At 36.2% G+C, this 17,685-nt stretch carries 17 protein-coding genes and 2 pseudogenes; 15 read left to right on the top strand and 4 right to left on the bottom strand.

Going from position 1 to position 17,685, the window contains the following annotated elements; genetic code table 11:
* The first annotated feature begins 5 nt into the window (after positions 1–5).
* The 15 genes from CRO00_RS15815 (at position 6) to CRO00_RS15745 (ending at position 14,786) form a co-directional block, all read left to right on the top strand.
* A complete protein-coding gene (locus CRO00_RS15815) occupies positions 6–1,055 on the top strand; it encodes a ParM/StbA family protein (protein WP_097074639.1) in 1,050 nt (349 codons plus the stop codon).
* 18 nt (positions 1,056–1,073) lie between these two features.
* On the top strand, positions 1,074–1,571 hold the full coding sequence (locus CRO00_RS15810) for a hypothetical protein (protein WP_097074638.1): 498 nt from the start codon (positions 1,074–1,076) through the stop codon (positions 1,569–1,571).
* A gap of 5 nt (positions 1,572–1,576) precedes the next feature.
* Positions 1,577–2,275 carry a thermonuclease family protein gene (locus CRO00_RS15805; protein WP_097074637.1) on the top strand — a complete coding sequence of 233 codons (699 nt, stop codon included), beginning with the start codon at positions 1,577–1,579 and terminating at the stop codon, positions 2,273–2,275.
* Between the two features lie 21 nt (positions 2,276–2,296).
* Complete coding sequence (locus CRO00_RS15800; protein ID WP_097074636.1) at positions 2,297–2,518, top strand: hypothetical protein; 222 nt, start codon at positions 2,297–2,299, stop codon at positions 2,516–2,518.
* 21 nt (positions 2,519–2,539) lie between these two features.
* The gene (locus tag CRO00_RS15795) at positions 2,540–3,652 is read left to right on the top strand and encodes a conjugal transfer protein (protein WP_097074635.1); all 1,113 of its coding nucleotides are present in this window, start codon (positions 2,540–2,542) and stop codon (positions 3,650–3,652) included.
* 36 nt (positions 3,653–3,688) lie between these two features.
* Positions 3,689–3,910: a hypothetical protein gene (locus CRO00_RS15790; protein ID WP_097074634.1), complete on the top strand. Its 222-nt coding sequence runs from the start codon at positions 3,689–3,691 to the stop codon at positions 3,908–3,910.
* Between the two features lie 18 nt (positions 3,911–3,928).
* Positions 3,929–4,414, top strand: a complete 486-nt coding sequence (locus tag CRO00_RS15785; RefSeq protein WP_161946709.1) for a TcpE family conjugal transfer membrane protein — start codon at positions 3,929–3,931, stop codon at positions 4,412–4,414.
* 161 nt (positions 4,415–4,575) lie between these two features.
* Positions 4,576–7,209 (top strand): ATP-binding protein, encoded by a 2,634-nt coding sequence (locus CRO00_RS15780; RefSeq protein WP_097074632.1) that lies wholly within the window; start codon positions 4,576–4,578, stop codon positions 7,207–7,209.
* Positions 7,210–7,221: 12 nt separating this feature from the next.
* Positions 7,222–7,887, top strand: coding sequence for a hypothetical protein (locus CRO00_RS15775; RefSeq protein WP_097074631.1), 666 nt, complete (start codon positions 7,222–7,224; stop codon positions 7,885–7,887).
* Between the two features lie 3 nt (positions 7,888–7,890).
* Positions 7,891–10,317: a CD3337/EF1877 family mobilome membrane protein gene (locus tag CRO00_RS15770; protein WP_097074630.1), complete on the top strand. Its 2,427-nt coding sequence runs from the start codon at positions 7,891–7,893 to the stop codon at positions 10,315–10,317.
* A 93-nt stretch (positions 10,318–10,410) separates the two neighbouring features.
* Positions 10,411–11,088, top strand: coding sequence for a hypothetical protein (locus CRO00_RS15765; RefSeq protein ID WP_097074629.1), 678 nt, complete (start codon positions 10,411–10,413; stop codon positions 11,086–11,088).
* Between the two features lies 1 nt (position 11,089).
* A complete protein-coding gene (locus CRO00_RS15760; RefSeq protein WP_097074628.1) occupies positions 11,090–12,181 on the top strand; it encodes a peptidoglycan DD-metalloendopeptidase family protein in 1,092 nt (363 codons plus the stop codon).
* Positions 12,182–12,379: 198 nt separating this feature from the next.
* The gene (locus CRO00_RS15755; RefSeq protein WP_097074627.1) at positions 12,380–12,934 is read left to right on the top strand and encodes a hypothetical protein; all 555 of its coding nucleotides are present in this window, start codon (positions 12,380–12,382) and stop codon (positions 12,932–12,934) included.
* A 210-nt stretch (positions 12,935–13,144) separates the two neighbouring features.
* A complete protein-coding gene (locus CRO00_RS15750) occupies positions 13,145–14,284 on the top strand; it encodes a helix-turn-helix domain-containing protein (protein WP_097074626.1) in 1,140 nt (379 codons plus the stop codon).
* Entirely contained in the window at positions 14,277–14,786 is a 510-nt protein-coding gene (locus CRO00_RS15745; RefSeq protein WP_097074625.1) for a hypothetical protein, read from the top strand. The genes CRO00_RS15750 and CRO00_RS15745 overlap by 8 nt, the downstream gene beginning before the upstream one ends.
* Before the next feature lie 80 nt (positions 14,787–14,866).
* Here CRO00_RS15745 and CRO00_RS20645 read toward each other — a convergent pair.
* From CRO00_RS20645 to CRO00_RS20205, 4 genes and pseudogenes are all read right to left on the bottom strand, one after another.
* Positions 14,867–15,042: pseudogene (locus CRO00_RS20645) on the bottom strand (HTH domain-containing protein); the annotation flags it as partial.
* A gap of 129 nt (positions 15,043–15,171) precedes the next feature.
* A complete protein-coding gene (locus CRO00_RS15740) occupies positions 15,172–15,516 on the bottom strand; it encodes a helix-turn-helix domain-containing protein (protein WP_097074624.1) in 345 nt (114 codons plus the stop codon).
* 1 nt (position 15,517) lies between these two features.
* On the bottom strand, positions 15,518–15,988 hold the full coding sequence (locus CRO00_RS15735; protein WP_097074623.1) for a hypothetical protein: 471 nt from the start codon (positions 15,986–15,988) through the stop codon (positions 15,518–15,520).
* Between the two features lie 635 nt (positions 15,989–16,623).
* Positions 16,624–17,685: pseudogene (locus CRO00_RS20205) on the bottom strand (helix-turn-helix domain-containing protein); the annotation flags it as partial.

The raw sequence follows: 17,685 nt of genomic DNA, 5'->3' as shown, positions 1-17,685 counted from the left end.
TATAGATGGAGTATGTATCAGTTGATATTGGCTATGGCTTTGTAAAAGCAATTAGTTCAAACGGAAACCGAGTAATTTTCCCAGCTGTCGTTGGTTCTGGGAGAGAGGGAACAAGTTTAGGGCTAACAGATGACTCACTAAGCCAGGATTTTAAGCTAGATGAACTACATATCAAAATAAACAATAAGCATTACTATGTTGGGGAAATGGCACAGCGTAATTCTACCGATTCTTCTCGTGTGTTTGAACGAGTACGCTTTCACCATGAATATACCATGATTCTTCTTAATACGGCCATCCAATTGGTGACAAGTCCAAGTGAAACGGAAGTAGTTTTATTTACAGGGTTGCCACTCGATTATTACAAGTCACAGGTTAAGGATTTTGAAGCAAAGCTAAAAGAGCCTTTACCTATGATTCAGTGGTTAGGGGGACATTCACAAGCTGGACAATGCGTGATTTCGATTAAAGCAGCAAAAATATTTCCACAAGCATTATCTGCAATTTGGGCAACATTGATTAATGCAGATGGTCGTGTAGTACTTCCTGAACTAATGGTTGAGGGCAATCAAATTGCGGTGATTGACGTTGGTTTCCGTACAACTGATGTGTGTGTAGTTGAAATGAAAAAAGGGGGAGGCTTTAGACCACTTCTTGCTTTATGTGACACGATTGACATTGGAGTTGTAAATTTACACGACAACATTAAAACAGCTTACAAGGATAAGACAGGTGGCTCTAATTTAAGTGAAAGCAAAGTAGAACGCATTCTCAACACAAAAGAAATGAAATATCGAGGGAAAGCAGTAGATTTTACTACTGATGTTGAAAAAGCCCATCGTTCCGTAGTAAATGCCATCGAAGATCGGATTTCTAAACTATGGAAGGAAGAAGCAGATACATTCGATGAAATCTTCTTACTTGGTGGAGGGGGTAGTACCTTTAAACCTTATTTTACGAATGATTACCGAGGTATTGTTGATGGTCAATTTGCCAATGCAATCGGTTATTACCGACTAGGAAAAATGTTGATGGGCGAACGCTTAGGGCAGTAGCTTGTGAGGTGAATTGATTTGACGGTAAAAGCAGTGTATTCCATTCGGATTAATCGTAAAGATGAGGATTTACGTAATTACTTAGATCGAATAGATGTAAAGAAACAAAATATCGTAATTAAGAAGCTCCTTCATATTGGTTTAGCTAAGGTACAAGCTGATTATGAAAACGGTGACGAAGTGTATTCTGTTCGCTTAACAGAGGAAGATAGCGAAATAATCGAATATCTCGCTCATTTTGAGCAGCAATATCGCAATGCACATTTAAAACGACTTTTAAAAATTGGTTTTGCAGTTGATCAGGTGCAACATCAATTTACAAAAATCCAACAATCCAATGATTCGAAGCTAGACGAAATGATGGAACTTATTAAGCAACTTTCCCCACAAATAGCAGAAGTGAAGGATAGTAATAGTCCTTCACATGCTCAGTCGGATGTATTTGACCCAGAGACTTTCGCTCAAAGTCTAAAAGAAGGGCTCTCCCTTTTTGAGATGGGCGATGATAATTGGTGAAGTAAATGCAGATAACAATTAACTTAAAAACCATTTTAGAGAAGCTCCGATACATTTTACTTGGAATAATCCTACTAATAACTTTTATTTTTCGTAGCAGCACACCCGTAACACCTATAAATGATTCTAAAAATGAAGAAGAACAGCTTGTTCAAGAGGAAACGGAAATTGATTTAACTAATGAAAGTCTTATAGAGACTCCCCCCTCTTCTGAATCTACCGACACAGCCCCTCTACTCGATCCTTCCAGTGAAGAAATTGAGAAAGAGAAAGCGGTCGTTCTAAGCGTGATTGATGGCGATACCGTTAAATTACAGTTTAGTGGTGAACGGATTGAAACGGTGCACATGCTATTAATTGATACGCCTGAATCTGTTAAGGAAGGTGTACCCGTACAACCTTTCGCCTTAGAAGCTAGTCAACGAGCAAAAGAACTTATGATTAAGGACACCGTTGTGGAAGTAGAAGTTGGTGAGAAACAATACGATGGGAATGGTCGCCTGCTCGCACATATATGGGTTGATGAACTAAATATTAATCTCCAACTTGTTGCAGAAGGATTTGCGAGGGTGGCTTATGTTAATCCTCCCAATACAAAGTATGTTGAAACATTTTACGAAGCCCAAGAAGTAGCAAAAAATAAGAAATTAAATATCTGGCAAGAGGAGAGCTATGTGCAAGAGGATGGCTTTCACGCTAATTAAATAGAACAGGAGTTGTAATGTGTGTTTAAAAATATATTAACGATTGTCGCCATGATTTTAGTAATTACAGTAGTAGGAAGTGTCTTATTAGATCAATTCCCAACATTGCAACCAATATGGAATGAATTCAAGGAAGTTGTAGGCTCATTCTATGAATCAAGCAAAGTAAAGTATGGCGTATTAACTACGGTTATTTTCATAGTTGGTATCGGCATTTTATTCGCTAGTAGCACAATTAAATAAGTAAGCGAGGTGTTAAGGGCTGTGGCGAAAGAAAGTAAGACAAAAGTTCTTTTTAAAGGCTTGAAACGATTGTCTGATGACGAAAAGGAGAAAGCCGAGCAAAAGAAGTTAGAGCGTAAAAATAAAAAGCTAAATGATTTTACGCCAAAGGGCTACCGAGCAAAACGAATGGGAGTTTATACATTTTGGACTCTATTTATCGGGATGTTTCTATTTGTAGGCTTACTCGTTGTGGCAAATGCAACGAGTAATGCCGAGGAGGTAGAAAAAGTTGAAATAAACAAGGTTACTTCACAAGAGGCGGTTGTGTTTGCACAAAATTTCGTAGAAGCATATTTCACATGGAGTGCTACGGATGAAGGTATTGTTGCTCGTCAAAACGAGCTGAAAAGGTATTTAGCAACAGGATTAGATAGTAATGCAGGGCTTGTTGTAGATGGTTTAATATGGAGCTCTTCCTATGTTAATTCAGAGGTTCGAGATGTGCAAGCACTCGATGAAGAGGTTGGACAGATTACATTTTATGTTAAGTCAAAGCTAACGAAGGGAGAACAAGAACAAGTAAGTGAAAAGTACTTTGTTGTTCCTGTTGCTTATGATGGTAAGACATTTGGTGTTTATGAGTTGCCAAAATATACGCATTTTGAAGAACATACAACAATTAAGTCTGTATCAAATAAACGCTTGAAATCGGTATCTTCTGAGGAAACTACTACCTTGAATTCTTTTATAGAAACGTTCTTTAAAACGTATGCGGATGGTGAAAGAGAACAACTAAATTACTTATTAAGTAAAAGTGGCTCAATCGAAGGATTAAACGGCACGTTTTCCATTAAAGAGTTAAATCAGGTTGAAGTTTTTAAAGACGAAGACAACGACACCTATATTGCTTTTGTTGAAGTGACGTTAGTTGATCCAAAGACAGAGATTAGTACAAAGTCAAATTATCAATTAACCATGACGAAAAGTAATGATAAGTACATTGTGAAAGCAATGGATGATTTAACAGGAAAAGAAATTAAATCGAAAACAGCAGAGGAAATTTCAAAAGAGCTTTTAATTGAAACTCAAGCGATTGAGGAAGCAGATGCAAAAGCCGCTGCTACACCTGTATCAGCAAAGTCTGAACAATAATTTTCGTTCATTCGAGCTTTAAAAGGAGAATTTAAAATGGATTTATCAGGATTGTTTGATTGGATCAAAGAACAAGCAATGTATATTTTATTTATTGGTGTCATTATCGGGGCATTAGTTTTAGGATTCAAACGAGCTTGGATTCAATTAGTTGGCTTAATTATAGGGTTTGGAATTATTGGAATTTTCATCGCAAACCCCAATGTGATTACAGATATAGCTGAATGGCTTGGGGATTTAACGAACATTGGTGGTTGATGAAAGTGAGTGATGACCATGCAAGAGCAACAAGATAATCATGTAGCACTGCATGTATTAAATGATTATCTCAAATTTGAAAAGAAGATTTATCAAGTATTTGGTGTTCCACTCGGTAGACCAATTGCTTTTAAAGCAGTCGGCTATTTCCTTGTTATTTTCATCATAGAAATGGCAATTTACTTTACACCGATTATTGGCAAAGTATTGCATGTATTTCCTTTCGTGATACTTATCGCTATCCCTATTGGACTCGCTTATCTTTTAGCAGACGTACAGACGGAGGGACGTTCCTCGGTGGCATTCTTTCGGTCCCTTATAAGTTACGCCAGGAGGAAGCAAAAGGGAGTAACTTATATCCGAGATCGAGAGCTACCAAAGCCTAGTACACATCAATTTAAAGGATATAGCGTTGTTACAACAACACAATCTGTTAAGGAAAAACAGCGTGTGAAAGCTATTCAAATTAGACAAAAAAAGCTCGCGCGCCAAAAGAAAAAATAGTAGAAGAAAAAAATATAATGGGATAAATAGATATTTATTTTTATAGAAAAAGGGAAATTGATATAAATATTATTTTCTATAAATAGAATACCTTTAAATGATGTTGAAGGTATTCTCCTTTTTCTAATAGTGATAAGGAATGACTGAAGGAGGTAGAAAAGGTGTCAGTACTAAATTTTCCCGTTCGTCATGTAGATAATAACCTAGTATTTGCAATTGACGGTACGGTAACAGCTTATTTCAAAGTAGCTGGTTTTAACTATGACTTTTTATCTGAAGATGACAAATTTGGTCCATTCAATGCACAAAGAGCCATGCTTTATAACAATAAATACGATTTACATTATGTTTCTGAGCCATTCCCAACAGACATTGAAAAAATTATTGAATCAACAATGGACGATATGAAGGCAAAAGATTACGAGTTAAAAGAGTATGGTCTCATGTATATGGAGGCATTGCGTGAAGCGTTGGCAATGCAACGAGCCAATACAGAGGCAAGTGACTATCATCAATATTTTGGTGTTCAATTAAATGCCGAAAAAAAGCGGTTTAAGGAAACGAATGTAGGGCTAAATGCTATCCAGTCCATTCGTGAATTTATTAATGGTATTACCCAACAAACGCGTCGAGCAATGGGTTTACATGCAACAGACGTATTGGAATCTGAAATTCAGATGTGGCAAATGCAATCAGATACGTTGCTTGAATCCCTTCGAATAGCATTCCGTTGTCGAGTAGAACCTGTATCAACAGAAGAAACGATTTATCTTTTAGAAAAAGAGTTTTCGGTTATGCAGAACAATGCTGACGTGATGTATCGACAAGATTTTAAAGCTGCAGAACGTGTAGAGGCGATAACAGAAGAAGGCGACATTCAAGTGGGTTATCGTCCACATCGAAAGAGCTTTTTAGAGCTTCGTGAAACTAATATTGAGGAATATGGACCAACGACTTTGAAATTTAGTCGGATGGTCAATGATGAAGAGAAACATTTATATATACGCTATTTAGTTGTGCATTCAATGGAATCTGTTAATTACTTTCCGAATTTTGAATGGCTTTATACCTTGCAGACACGTCTTTCATTTCCAATTTCAACGAGTGTTCGTGCGTATCATCAGTCTAATGATCGTATTGTGAAACGCTTATCCAATAAACGCTTGGAGTACCGAGATCAGAAGGAAGAAGCAATGAAAGCTGATTCTAGCACAGATTTAGCCTTGAACCAATCGGAAGCTGGCACAATTCAAGCAGAGGCATATTTCCAAAAGTCTGGTCAACCTGCATATGCTTGTTCCATTGTGTTTAAAGTAACAGCTGAAAATATAAAAGATTTAGATGTTCGTTCAAGTGAGTTGAAACAACTTTTAATGAACTATGGAATTCAAGCAGTTGCTCCGTATGGGGAACAGCTTACGTTGATGATGGAGAAAATACTTGGTTCTAAGCAATTTACCAATGACTATCAAATTGAAATGGATTCAGGTGTTTTAGCAGGCATGATGTTCGGAGCAAGTTCGAATATCGGGGATAATCGAGGTTTCTTTATTGGCTATACCCACAATTTAAATAAACCTGTATTTATTCAACCTGATTTGGCTGCTAAAGCGTATGAAGGGATTGGCAACTTAGAGGATTCCATTTCAGCCCTTGTTGCGGGTGCAACAGGTAAAGGAAAGTCCTTTTATATGAACTTATATATGTATTTATCGGTACTAACAGGATCTAGAGCACTTGTAATTGATCCAAAAGGTGACAGAAAAGGGTGGAAAAGCTTGCCACTCATTCCTGAAGAATTCATTTCAAAATGGACACTCGGTAGCGAGGAAGAGGATGCAGGCAGTTTAGATCCGTTTCGTACCAGTCCAAGTATTGATGAAGCAAAGACAATTGCCATTGATATTTTATCCTTCTTATCAAATGTAGATATTGATGACTTTCGATATGCGATTTTAAGCAGTGCTGTTGAGTTCGTAGCAAGTGAAGAAGACCCATGTTTAGGTGCAGTTATTGAACGTATCGATAAGGAATTTAAAACCGCTAATATTGAACAGATTTCAGAGCAACGATATAAAGCATTAGAGCAATTAAGTGAAGGGTTAGCTTCTTTCCAAAAGGTGCATTTAGCCAAACTTTTAGTCGGTCAACGTCATCAAAAATACAAGGTGTTGGAGATTAATAAACCTATTCAGATTCTTATGGTAGAAAATCTTGAGCTACCAGATATTAATGCAAACAGAACTACAAAGCTACTACCTAAAGAAAAGATTTCAGAAGCAATTTTAATATCTATAACAGCATTTACAAAGCAATACATGTTCAAACAAGACCGAAGTATCCATAAAATCGTACTGCAAGATGAAGCAAGCTCAATTGATCGGAATGCCACAGGCCGTAAATTAATGGACTTTATTGTGCGCAAAGGACGTTACTACAATACAACACTTTTAAAAGGCTCACAAAATGCGACTGACCATAAAGAAGATGTTGCCAACATGGGGATGAAGTTTTCATTTGGTCTGCGTACAAGAGATGAAGCCCTTGAAATGCTTGAATTTTTAAATCTACCGCAAACAAAAGCAAATGTAGACCGTATTCGAGAGTTGAGCCGAGGTAATTGTATTTTCCAAGATATTTATGGTCGTTCCGCTGTGATTAAGGTCGATCCAGTATTCCCTGACTTATATAGTGCTTTTGATAGCTCTACTTCCAGTGAAGCAGAGCGAGAGCGTGAACGGAATAAAAAATACGGTGCACCAACAGTTAGAGAAAACAATCGGGCAGTTGTATAGGGGGAAAATACAATGAAAAAACCATTAATAGCAGCAACTCTGGGCTTTAGTTTATTGTTAGGTGCTTGTAACGGAGATTCCACGGCAAATAATTCTGAGGAAGTTATAGAAGAAGTGAAAACGAATTACGCCGAATTAGATGGTCGTATGTTGGACTTTATTATGGCAAGTGAAACAAGGCAATTTGAGACAATGTACGAACTTGTAAGTGAGCAAGATAAGGCTTTAATAGAAACAGACAAGGCTAGTATTGAATACCTGATATCACAGTATTCAACGAATCCTATGGTAGCAAAGCAAGTACTACAAGCTAATTTTGAAGACAATGCATACGAAATAACACGTTTTACACTTTTCGAGGATAACGGCATCATATTGTATGAGTTCGAATTTACACATGCTTTAACAGGGATAACCTTTGTTGATGATTATGTTAGTGAGCTGGTGAAAGGTAAATGGGAAATCCGTTATTTAGGAAGTGCTGACCATGAATCGCCCTACTATGAGCCATATGTAGAGAGTGACAAACTAACGGGTGGAGGGTTAAGTAGAATCATCAAAGATTACCCAAGTTTTGCAGAAGTTTTGGTTTCAAAAGAACAAAGCAAAATGGAATATTTAGAAGCCAATCAACAAGTAAAAGACTTAGCAGATGAACTGATTCAAAAGGAGTGGTGATAAATGAAAGTCCTTTTGAAAATTACGAGTTGCATGCTGTTACTATTACTTAGCTTTTTAACTTATCCAACCCCTGAAGCCTTTGCAGAAGATGAAATGTTTGAAGCTGAGTATGGGGAGTATAAAGAGGAAGGTGTTCACTACCAAATCGACATCATTACTGATAAAGAACTAGAAAAAGATAAAGGATTTTTTGGTTCCGTATTTAATGTTTCGAATATTGGTGAAGGTGTAATGTCAGCTATTTACTTCGTATTTTTTAAAATTCTAGAACTATCCTTCTCTTTCAATCTATTTATGACAAATCTAATGATTAGCATATTAGATTTCTCCTATGACGTGAATATCATCAATGAGCTGATCGATAGTATGTCGAGCACAGTTGTTAATATGACAGGTCTTTCTGGTGGAACATTTAGTGCAAGCGGATTATTTGGGGCATTCAGTGGGTTAATAGCTCTTTGTGTTGCTTTATATACCCTTTATCAGTTCGTTGTTAATAGAGCATCGATTAAAGCTTTTAGTGGATTATTAAAATCAGTAGTTGCATTTACGGTTGCTTTAGGATTTTTTGCAAATTATTCCACGTTTTTAAAGGGAGCACATACGATTTCAAATGAGTTCTCTACCTTTATTATCTCGGGTAGTGCAGGGGACATGCTAATTGATGAGTCAGGGAACGTCCAGTCAATCAGCGTGCAGGAAAAAATGTATGATAATTTGTTTAACACTTTTGTACATAAACCTTATTTGTTATTGCAATATGGACAAACGACTGGCATTGAGCAAGAACGTATTAAAAAGTTATTAGAACTTGATCCACAACTAGATGCAGAGAAAAGAAGTTTAGTTGTGAAGGAAGAAGTGGTTGAACTAGGAAATGATACTTTCACCTACGAGTCAATTTGGAAGCGATATAACTATGCAGGGGTCATGGTACTTGGAAACGCCATTTCTTCTATACCTGTGTATTTACTAGCTTTATCATTATTACTATTCCAATTCTGGTTTTTAATTATAGCGATGGTTGCACCATTTGCGTTACTTTGGTCAGCGTTACCAGGGCAATTCGGTGTGTTAAAACGCTATTTATTTGAACTTGCCTTACCGCTAGTCTTGAAATCGATTGTGAGCATCGGAGCTTTATTGATTTTCGGCTTAACAGAAGTGATTTATAGCCTCAGTGCGCTTGCAGGTGGGGGCTCGAAAGGATTAGTGTTATCCATCGTATTACAAACAATTTTAATGATGGCCATGTTCTTACTACGAAAACGGATTGGTGGGATTTTCACTAAAGGTTCAACTCAACTTGGTTTAATGCGAGAGCAAATAAACGGAGCCTTTATTAATCCAACGAAAAAGGCGATTCAAATGGGAACTGCTGTTACTGCTGGTACTGTAGCTGCGATAGCAACAGGTGGTGCATTAGCTCCAACATTATTTGCAGCAAATGTAGGAAAAGATGTCGGTAAATTAGCGACAGGAGATGCAGGTCTAGGGGAAACCGGTATGAAATTAGCAACAGCAGCTGCAGGATATAAATTACTTTCTAATAAACAGTCTGCCAAAAAGCTAGATAAACTTTCACAAGCGAGTATTCAAGAATTTGCTAACGCTAATCAGTTATCAGATATAGAGTCACAGGCATTAGCTCAATCTCTTCATTCAAAAGGACTTTCTAATGTGTCAGTGGATGAAATCGATGAGGCAAAAGCTAATTTTATTGAAGATTATGAGGCTGGCAATACGAATGACGAAAGTATAAATGAATATATTGCGAATGGCATTGCGAGGAAACGTAATGCAGAAACTTCTAGTAATCTAGTAAATCACAATAATCAAGTAGCTACATTAGGAAGTCGTGCAGAGCAGATGGACCGTATCCATGCAAAACAATTATTAAAGAACGAAATAGGAGCTTCTCAAACTGAAGACCTTTATCAAGAATTAAATAATCGACATTATAACAACATGGGTTCAACTGAGGTAGAGAAATATTTACATGAGTACCGTTTAGAAGCTAATGAAAGTATGACGAGTGGTCAAATACCTCGTTCATTCAAAGAATATGTTGTTGAACGAGTTCAATATAAACAGATTTCTGAGAGATTTGAATCGACATTAAACGATAATTCAGGTTACTTGAAGAAAGAACATATAGAAATGAAAACAATTGAAAAAGTAGAGCAATTGGTTCGAAATTCTTCAAGGTTTGATGAACAGCGAGGCGTTCTTGAAGTGAAAGTAACAAAGAAACATTTAAAGGATATTCTCCATAAATATGATGATTATTTAAATGGTTTTAGTCAATCTTCAATAAATGCTCGTTCATCTACATTAACAATGGATCAATACGTTCTTCAAGAGGTACAAACGATTACAGAGAATAAGTCATCTCCCGTTGTGGAAATTAAAACAGATATGCCTTAACAGTAGGCAGTGCCATCAACTTTTATCTTACAGTTAGAATTAGATAATTAGCGATTTAGCTTACCATTCATTTTAGATAGTAGGAGAAATGATATGAACAAAAGAAAAATCGTAACAAATGGCATGATAGCTCTCGCTGTCATGCTTTTTGTTGCTATGTACTATACAGGAAAAAATATTGAAAAAGAGCAAGATTCACAAGAAGCGGTTAAGCAAGAAAGTAGCTTTACTTTTTCTAAAGAAGAAGCACTTTCTAAAGGGGCTAAAAAAAGTGAAGAGCAAGAGCATATGCACACGTATGATTCTTTATCAGACAGTGAAGTTGAGCAGAATATCCGACACTTAGAAGAAGCCCCTGAAAATGAACGCACGTATTCAGCTACTGACTTTTACTCAGAAGAAGAGGTCGCACAGGCGGAACAAGTGGCACAAACTTTTGCAAGTGAGTATTACGCTTTTAATGGAGATGACATGACAGCTCATGTCAAAAGAGTTGAATCAGTTACGTCTCCTGAATTGTATCGTTATTTACTTGGAAGAACGGGTCGTGCCACGAATAGTGCATTTAAAGCGCATTTAAAAAAACTTGAAGTCAAAGAAACTTATGATCAAGTGAAAGATTACATAGTATTTGAAGCTCATATTACAGGAGAGGTATATGGCAATGATGGTTCTTTTTTTGAAGAGCAAAAATACGTGTATTACATGAAAGTACAAAGGGCTGTAAATGAATTTAAAGTAGTTGATTTACAGCAAGCAAAGGTAAAGTAACATGAAAAAAGTTATTGTGTTTGGTTCATTATCGATTGCAATTGTTCCTTCACTTCTCATCATCGCTATTCTGATGACGATTCTGACGATTGCCATTATTGCTGGAGGAAATGAAGAAAACGAATTTGAAAATAGTTCTTTTTCAACCAATATGTCATTACTAGCTGAAAATGAAATCCCTGCTGATTTTATTCCTTATTATCAAGAGGCAGGTGAAAAGTACGGTATTAATTGGCTTATTCTTGCAGCAGTGCATCGGCAAGAAACGAATTTTTCTCAAAATGTAGCAGTTTCCTCAGCTGGCGCAATTGGTTCACTTCAATTTATGGATTGTACTTTTCTAGGTTGGTCCTATCCTACCTGTAGTGGACTTGGGAATGGGGAAATACCCAAAAACATTTTGAAGTCACCTTCTGAAATTATGAAGTATGGCGGATACGGTGTTGATGCTAATAGTGATGGTGTAGCCGACCCTTGGAATGACGAAGATGCGATTCATTCAGCAGCCAATTACCTGTCAGCTAATTATAAAGGCACAACAGAGGTAGATAAGATTCAAGCGGCTTTATTTGCTTATAACCATTCAGATATTTATGTAACGGAAGTCTATGAACGCTTTTTAACCTATACAGATGGTTGGTCGTCGGTAGATGGGAATGTAGCCACTACTGTACTTAACGGAAAAGCTTGGCCAGTTCCATTTACGAAAAATATAACTTCTTCTTATGGACAACGGTGGGGCAGATTACATGCAGGGATAGATATAGCTGCTGCAAATATTTCTGGTCAACCGATTGTAGCTTTAGCAGATGGGGTTGTAACGAGATCAGAATATAATCTCATCTTAAATAAAGATGGCTCGGAAGGTGGTTGGGGTTGGTATGTCCGTATCAATCATGGAAATGGCTTAGAAACGATTTATGCTCATATGAATAAGCAAGGAATTAAAGTCGGTACTCAGGTAAAGCTTGGTCAAGTGATTGGCTACGTTGGAAATACAGGAGGTTCAACAGGTCCACATTTACATTTAGAAACACGTGTAAATGGTGTTGCACTAGACCCAATGAAATACATACAAGATTTAATTAATTAAAAAGTGTAAACAGTTGGTACATCAATGTTTAGACGGACTTTTTAAGGAGAAATGTTTACAAAATTTTAATGGAAAGCTGTATGAAATGTATACAGCTGGATTTTGTAAACATTCTTAAAAAAATAGGACCTAGAAAAGCAGTATATATCAATGGTTAAGCCATGTTTACATTTTATAAAAGTGATAGGGGGAAACGAAATGACTGCCTTATGTACATATTCATCGAAAAATCATGAAAGTGTACCATTTTATCAGTTTCATTATGAAGGATTTGAGAACAAATATTTAAAAATACGGGCAAAATCGCTTCGTGATGGGCAACTTCGCACCGCAAAGTCACCAAAAATTTCAAATTACCGTGAATGGTTCATCAATGAAACACATAAACAGCTAGATACTTCACAAGATTACTATCGTTTTGAGAAAGCAATTTGCATTATTGTACACGGTTTTTCATCGTTTCAAGCATCAGATTTAGATAATTACGATTACAAATATGTAGTAGATGGCATTAAATCCCTTCAAATTATTATAGATGATAGTTATAAAGAGCTTTCTTTGATGTGTATTGGTCAGAAAAGCGAGTTGGATCGCATTACTTGCTATGTTGTTCCAGAGGCTTATTTTATTGACTTTTTAGCACATGGCTTCGTGCCATTAGATGTGCCAGCCCTTTCCTCATACAAGTTGATTAATCCACGAATTTTAGAGGAAGAACGCTTTCAACTACTTGAAGAAAGTAAGTTTTTTTAGGTTAAGATACAGGGTTAAAATCCTACCTAAATTACAAAAGCAATTTTAACCTATTTTTTCAACCTTATAAAATGACGGAGAAATACCGATATATCAAGCTTTATTGATACTTTAATCATTTACTTTGCTAAGCGGAGTTTAGAACGAGGATAGGGATAATCAGACAGAGCCGAGAGAGAAACAAACCAGATTGGAAAGGGGAGTTCCTTATTGCAACAAACGATTTTTAAACAGTTATCAGATAAAAAAATTAGTATAATGCTAGACCTTTGTAAATTTCGTGTACTGACAACTGAGCAATTGATGCACCGTCACAGCTCAAATTCTGTAGCATATTTGAACAAAGTATTAACCCAGTTAAGAAAGGCTTCATTAATTCGTTCTGCTACTCAAACAGGTTCAAGAGGTAAGAAGAAAGGACATTCTTTCCATGCGATTACAATGCGTGGAATCGGTGCACTTCATCATAACGGTCACTTTGTAGATGAAAGTTTTGCTGATAATTATTTAAGTGAACAACTTCGCTATTATGTGCTTAGTGCAAATGATATTTTAATGAGTGCCAATGATTCATGGCAGGTTCTTGATAGTCGAGCAACAAAGAAAGTTTTTAATTTAGGAAGTCGTACACAAATTCAAGGAGCTTTAACAGATGGAAATAAGGAAAGTTACGGCATGTATGTACTAAGTGAAGCACCTGTCACACAAACCATTGGCAAAATTCAAAGTGAAATAATGGAACGTGCAGGCACCATAAAAAATTATGTTGTATTCGGGAAGGGGAAAAAAGGGTTAGAAAGTTTTATGGAAATAGCCATGACGAAAACAACCACTCGTGATTTCCTTTATACAGGTTATGCGTTAAAAGTGTTGCCGTTTAAATTAGGGCAAGAGCTTGTGAAAACCTTTGATTCGTTTTCTGCATGGGAGCAAGCCTTATTAGAACACTTAGCGAAGGAAAAAGGATTTAAAATCATCCAAAGTGAGTGGAGTGTTCGGAAAGACGGGGAGCGATTAGCGGACGGATTGACGGATACGACACGAGCAACCGTACCAGAGCATCCTCTATTTAAAACAATTGTTGAATACGATGGGCAACACTATTTCTATGTAAATTTAATTGATTTAGATCTGAAAAAAATACGTGCTATTCAAACGTATAGTGAAGCCGATACACGTCGCTATGGCGTGAACATGTTAGTTGGTACCTCTATGAAGTTGCAAGAGCAATTTCTAACGATTAAAAAGAACTTTATTACCCATATTCGAATCAGTCCAAGTTCGATTTTAGATGTCATGCAACAGGCACACAATAAAAGAGCTTTAGTAAAGGAGAGTCTTCATGAATGAACTAACGAAGAATCAGTTAATACGGCAAGTTTTGTATGATGTTTGTTTTGCGACTGGATATGGCTTTTTAATTAGTAGTGTCATCGGATGGTTTGTTCCACCGGCTTTTGTGTCATTCCTAATGATTTTACTAGCAGCGAGTTTATTTGTGATACATACACGAATAGATGAAAACAATCAGAAAAAAGAAATGGTCATGCTATTCGTTGTAGGGACTCACTTTATTTTATTTTTCTCAGGGTTAATGAAGTCAACATGGCAATCCGAATTTGTTCCTGTACAAGATATGGTGCTTTTAACTGTTGTTCTGCTTGCAATGATTGTATTCTATGGGATATTTGCATACTTCCGAGCAAAGTCAAATTACAAAAAGGTACGAGGTAATCAAAAGCATAGTGCTAAATGGCGAATAACACCAAAGGAAAGAGCAGAAATGGAGTTAGATGAACGAAACGTCCTTTTTTCGTTAGGATTTGAATATGAGAAGGAAGGGGAAGTTTAGAAAAGTATTATATTCTAAATTTCTAAAAATGGAATTATTTTTTAAGAAAAACTAGCGTATTCTGTATTTACCTATTACACGATATCAAAACCATTTTCCTCAAAAATATGACTAGGGAGTTTTCCATTTTCACTCTCTGAAATAAATAATCTCTTAATTTCGTCTGTATAGGTAATTACTTTTTTACTTCAGACTTTACATTAGGATTAACCATGAGATTATTCATTTCTTTTTCTGTAAAATACTTTTTAGTCATTTTAATTCCCCAATCCCATTTTTCTATTAATTTAAGTATACAAAAAAACACCCTACAGAGTAGTCCTTTTTACAAAGTGTCTACTCTATAGGGTACATTTTAATCGGCCCTGGTCTCTTCGATCTTTAATCAGGCGTATTCATATTCAATAATTTTTTTGCTACTCTTGGGTAATTCACCAAATTCTATATTAATATCCTTAATACCGCCAAGAGCATTAAAAATTTTATTATATGTGTCTGAGCCAATAGTTTTGTCTCCACATTCTACTTTAGATATTGTAGCTTGTGTTATCTTTTCTCCTTCTGAATTAACAATCGCTACAACTTGTGCTTGAGTTAGACCTGCCTCTAATCTCCTTTTAAGTATTGCTTCCCCCATATTAACTTCAAAGCTCGCCATATGTTCCTTCACACCAGGAACCTCGTCTAACAACGCCATCAACTCTTCGTGTTGTTTATTGAATTTTTTCATATTAATCATCCTCTCCTAAATATAATTCGGGATTTTCATGGAATCTTTCGTATAAGGCTAAACTCTCTTTAATTGCTTGTTGGAGTTCAGGAGGGTTAGGATCTCCCTGTTTCAATACAGATTTAGCGAAAATAAGAAGTTGCTCCTCTTCATATTTATATTCAAAAAATATCGCTCTAAAAGCTCCTGGCGTAGTTCTGTTAATGCGGAACTCAAATAAAGGATATGGAATATGTTTAAGCTCTTTTAAAAGATGAAATGTTCTTTTATCCCCGTCTACCTCTTCACTTACCATCATAAGCCGTTTATCAGAAGGTACTCCGAACTTACCTAATAGTTGAAGCCCTTGGCGTATGTACTTAGCTAACTCTTTAGCATCTTGATCACCGCTTATTCCCAAACGTGCGATATCTGCTATTTGTTTTAAAACCTGACGTTCTCCGTTATCTTCTAAATAAATTATGGTTGTCATTAATTATATTGCCCAGAATATAAATTTTCAAACATTTTATACTCTACACAATATATTCACCTCCTATAATAAAAATTATACATAAACCAACTCTTAATTTGTTATTTTTGCAAAAATAAAAAAATCCTTCCAAATTTAAAAAATCAAATGGGTTTGTGGTAAAAAGATCCATTTCTTTGATGCTTTTTTGTGTGTACCAGGCATGGTAACTATCTAGATGGTGAAAGTCCACTGTGGGGGTACACATTGGCCAATAACTAAGGAAGCGTAATGTACTTATCGTAAGGGAAGGGCCGGAGGAAGCGTGGAATAAAATCTCGGCTCGACGAACAGAAATCTGATACCAAGGCTCTACAAAGGGATAAGGCTCCACAACAAGTCAAAGTCCAAAAGATGTGCGTAGCTTTGTAGGTAATTAGGCGAGTAAAAGAGGAATGACAGTTGTCTTACCCTGGGAGGTCTTGTGGATGTACAGAAAGTACAGTCTTTGGTAATACTAGTCCAGTTTAATATCTGTCAAAATAAAAATAAAGATATAAATTAAGAAAAAGGGAAATTTATATTATTCTAAAAATAGATATATAGAAAAAAGACAAGGAATGAATAGCATAATTCTTTCCTTGTCTTTTTTGATTTTACGCAGTATAAGATTCGTACCAAGCTGTCATTTTAGCCATGCTTGCTTTATTATAGCGTTTCATTTCATTTTTTAAATAGCGTAATAGGGTACTATGGGATACCCCAATTTCTGCTGCTGCACCTCGAATACTTAATTTTTCACGATCAATAATTTCAGCTAAGGTTTCTGGTGATAAGGATTGTTTTGTTTTTGGTTTAACTTGTGACTTAGAAGTTCCAGAAGCTTCATCTGATACATCAGAATGATTATTCTCTAAAAAACGTTGTTGTGCTTCCTGCTTTTGAGCAAGTAATGCCATTTGACCAATCTTCTTTTTATTTTCCTCAATTGTTTCTTGTGGCGGTAAAATAATTAGATTTAATTCACCCCAGTATTTCTTCACCCAGTCGCGTTTACCAACCTTGGATTCGTCAATAGGTTCCGTATAATACCATTCAGCAACAATCCCGTCCTTTTGTAACTCATCTAATACCTGTTCTAGTTTTTCACGTATAACAACCCCATTGTAGCTAGGAGGAAAGTCGAGTGTTTCAATAATTGTTCTTACTTTAAATGGTTGTTTTAGGTTGCGGCTAAGTGTACGTACTTTCCATTGATAGCTTAAATATCGTCCTAGCCTTTTTAACTCTCTTTGCGTGTGATAGCTGTATTTAATAACCTTCAAATCAAGCGATACAAAAGTTTGTAAGGAGCTATCAAAATAACGACGTAGAACAGGAGCTGGCTTTATCTTAAGAGCATAAATCCCTTTTGGTTCGCCAGTTTTTTTGTCATAAGCTACTTTGACACTATTAATATCGAACATCCGATGAAAAGTCGTGAAATCATATTCGTCTTCGTCAGATATTTTTTCTTTGTTGACGACCTTTACACTGTTTTCACGCATTGATATCCAAATAGATGAAAGTGCAGCAACTCGTTTCATAATTTTAAAGCGATCACGTTCACGAATGATAAGTGGTTTGCTATCAGGACTATCGTGACGTAGCTTTAATACTTCATCACTATGAAACTCAATATATCCATCCTCATCTTTCCCTTGTAGTACCCACATATG

It is taken from the genome of Ureibacillus xyleni, assembly GCF_900217795.1.
GTDB lineage: Bacteria > Bacillota > Bacilli > Bacillales_A > Planococcaceae > Ureibacillus > Ureibacillus xyleni.
This window is presented reverse-complemented; position numbering and strand designations above follow the sequence as displayed.

What these genes read in the sequence shown, in the direction of transcription:
- CRO00_RS15815 (WP_097074639.1), top strand. Translation starts at nt 6, where the DNA reads ATGGAGTATGTATCAGTTGATATTGGCTATGGCTTTGTAAAAGCAATT.
- CRO00_RS15805 (WP_097074637.1), top strand. Translation starts at nt 1,577, where the DNA reads ATGCAGATAACAATTAACTTAAAAACCATTTTAGAGAAGCTCCGATAC.
- CRO00_RS15790 (WP_097074634.1), top strand. Translation starts at nt 3,689, where the DNA reads ATGGATTTATCAGGATTGTTTGATTGGATCAAAGAACAAGCAATGTAT.
- CRO00_RS15785 (WP_161946709.1), top strand. Translation starts at nt 3,929, where the DNA reads ATGCAAGAGCAACAAGATAATCATGTAGCACTGCATGTATTAAATGAT.
- CRO00_RS15775 (WP_097074631.1), top strand. Translation starts at nt 7,222, where the DNA reads ATGAAAAAACCATTAATAGCAGCAACTCTGGGCTTTAGTTTATTGTTA.
- CRO00_RS15770 (WP_097074630.1), top strand. Translation starts at nt 7,891, where the DNA reads ATGAAAGTCCTTTTGAAAATTACGAGTTGCATGCTGTTACTATTACTT.
- CRO00_RS15765 (WP_097074629.1), top strand. Translation starts at nt 10,411, where the DNA reads ATGAACAAAAGAAAAATCGTAACAAATGGCATGATAGCTCTCGCTGTC.
- CRO00_RS15760 (WP_097074628.1), top strand. Translation starts at nt 11,090, where the DNA reads ATGAAAAAAGTTATTGTGTTTGGTTCATTATCGATTGCAATTGTTCCT.
- CRO00_RS15755 (WP_097074627.1), top strand. Translation starts at nt 12,380, where the DNA reads ATGACTGCCTTATGTACATATTCATCGAAAAATCATGAAAGTGTACCA.
- CRO00_RS15745 (WP_097074625.1), top strand. Translation starts at nt 14,277, where the DNA reads ATGAATGAACTAACGAAGAATCAGTTAATACGGCAAGTTTTGTATGAT.
- CRO00_RS15740 (WP_097074624.1), bottom strand. Translation starts at nt 15,516, where the DNA reads ATGAAAAAATTCAATAAACAACACGAAGAGTTGATGGCGTTGTTAGAC.
- CRO00_RS15735 (WP_097074623.1), bottom strand. Translation starts at nt 15,988, where the DNA reads ATGACAACCATAATTTATTTAGAAGATAACGGAGAACGTCAGGTTTTA.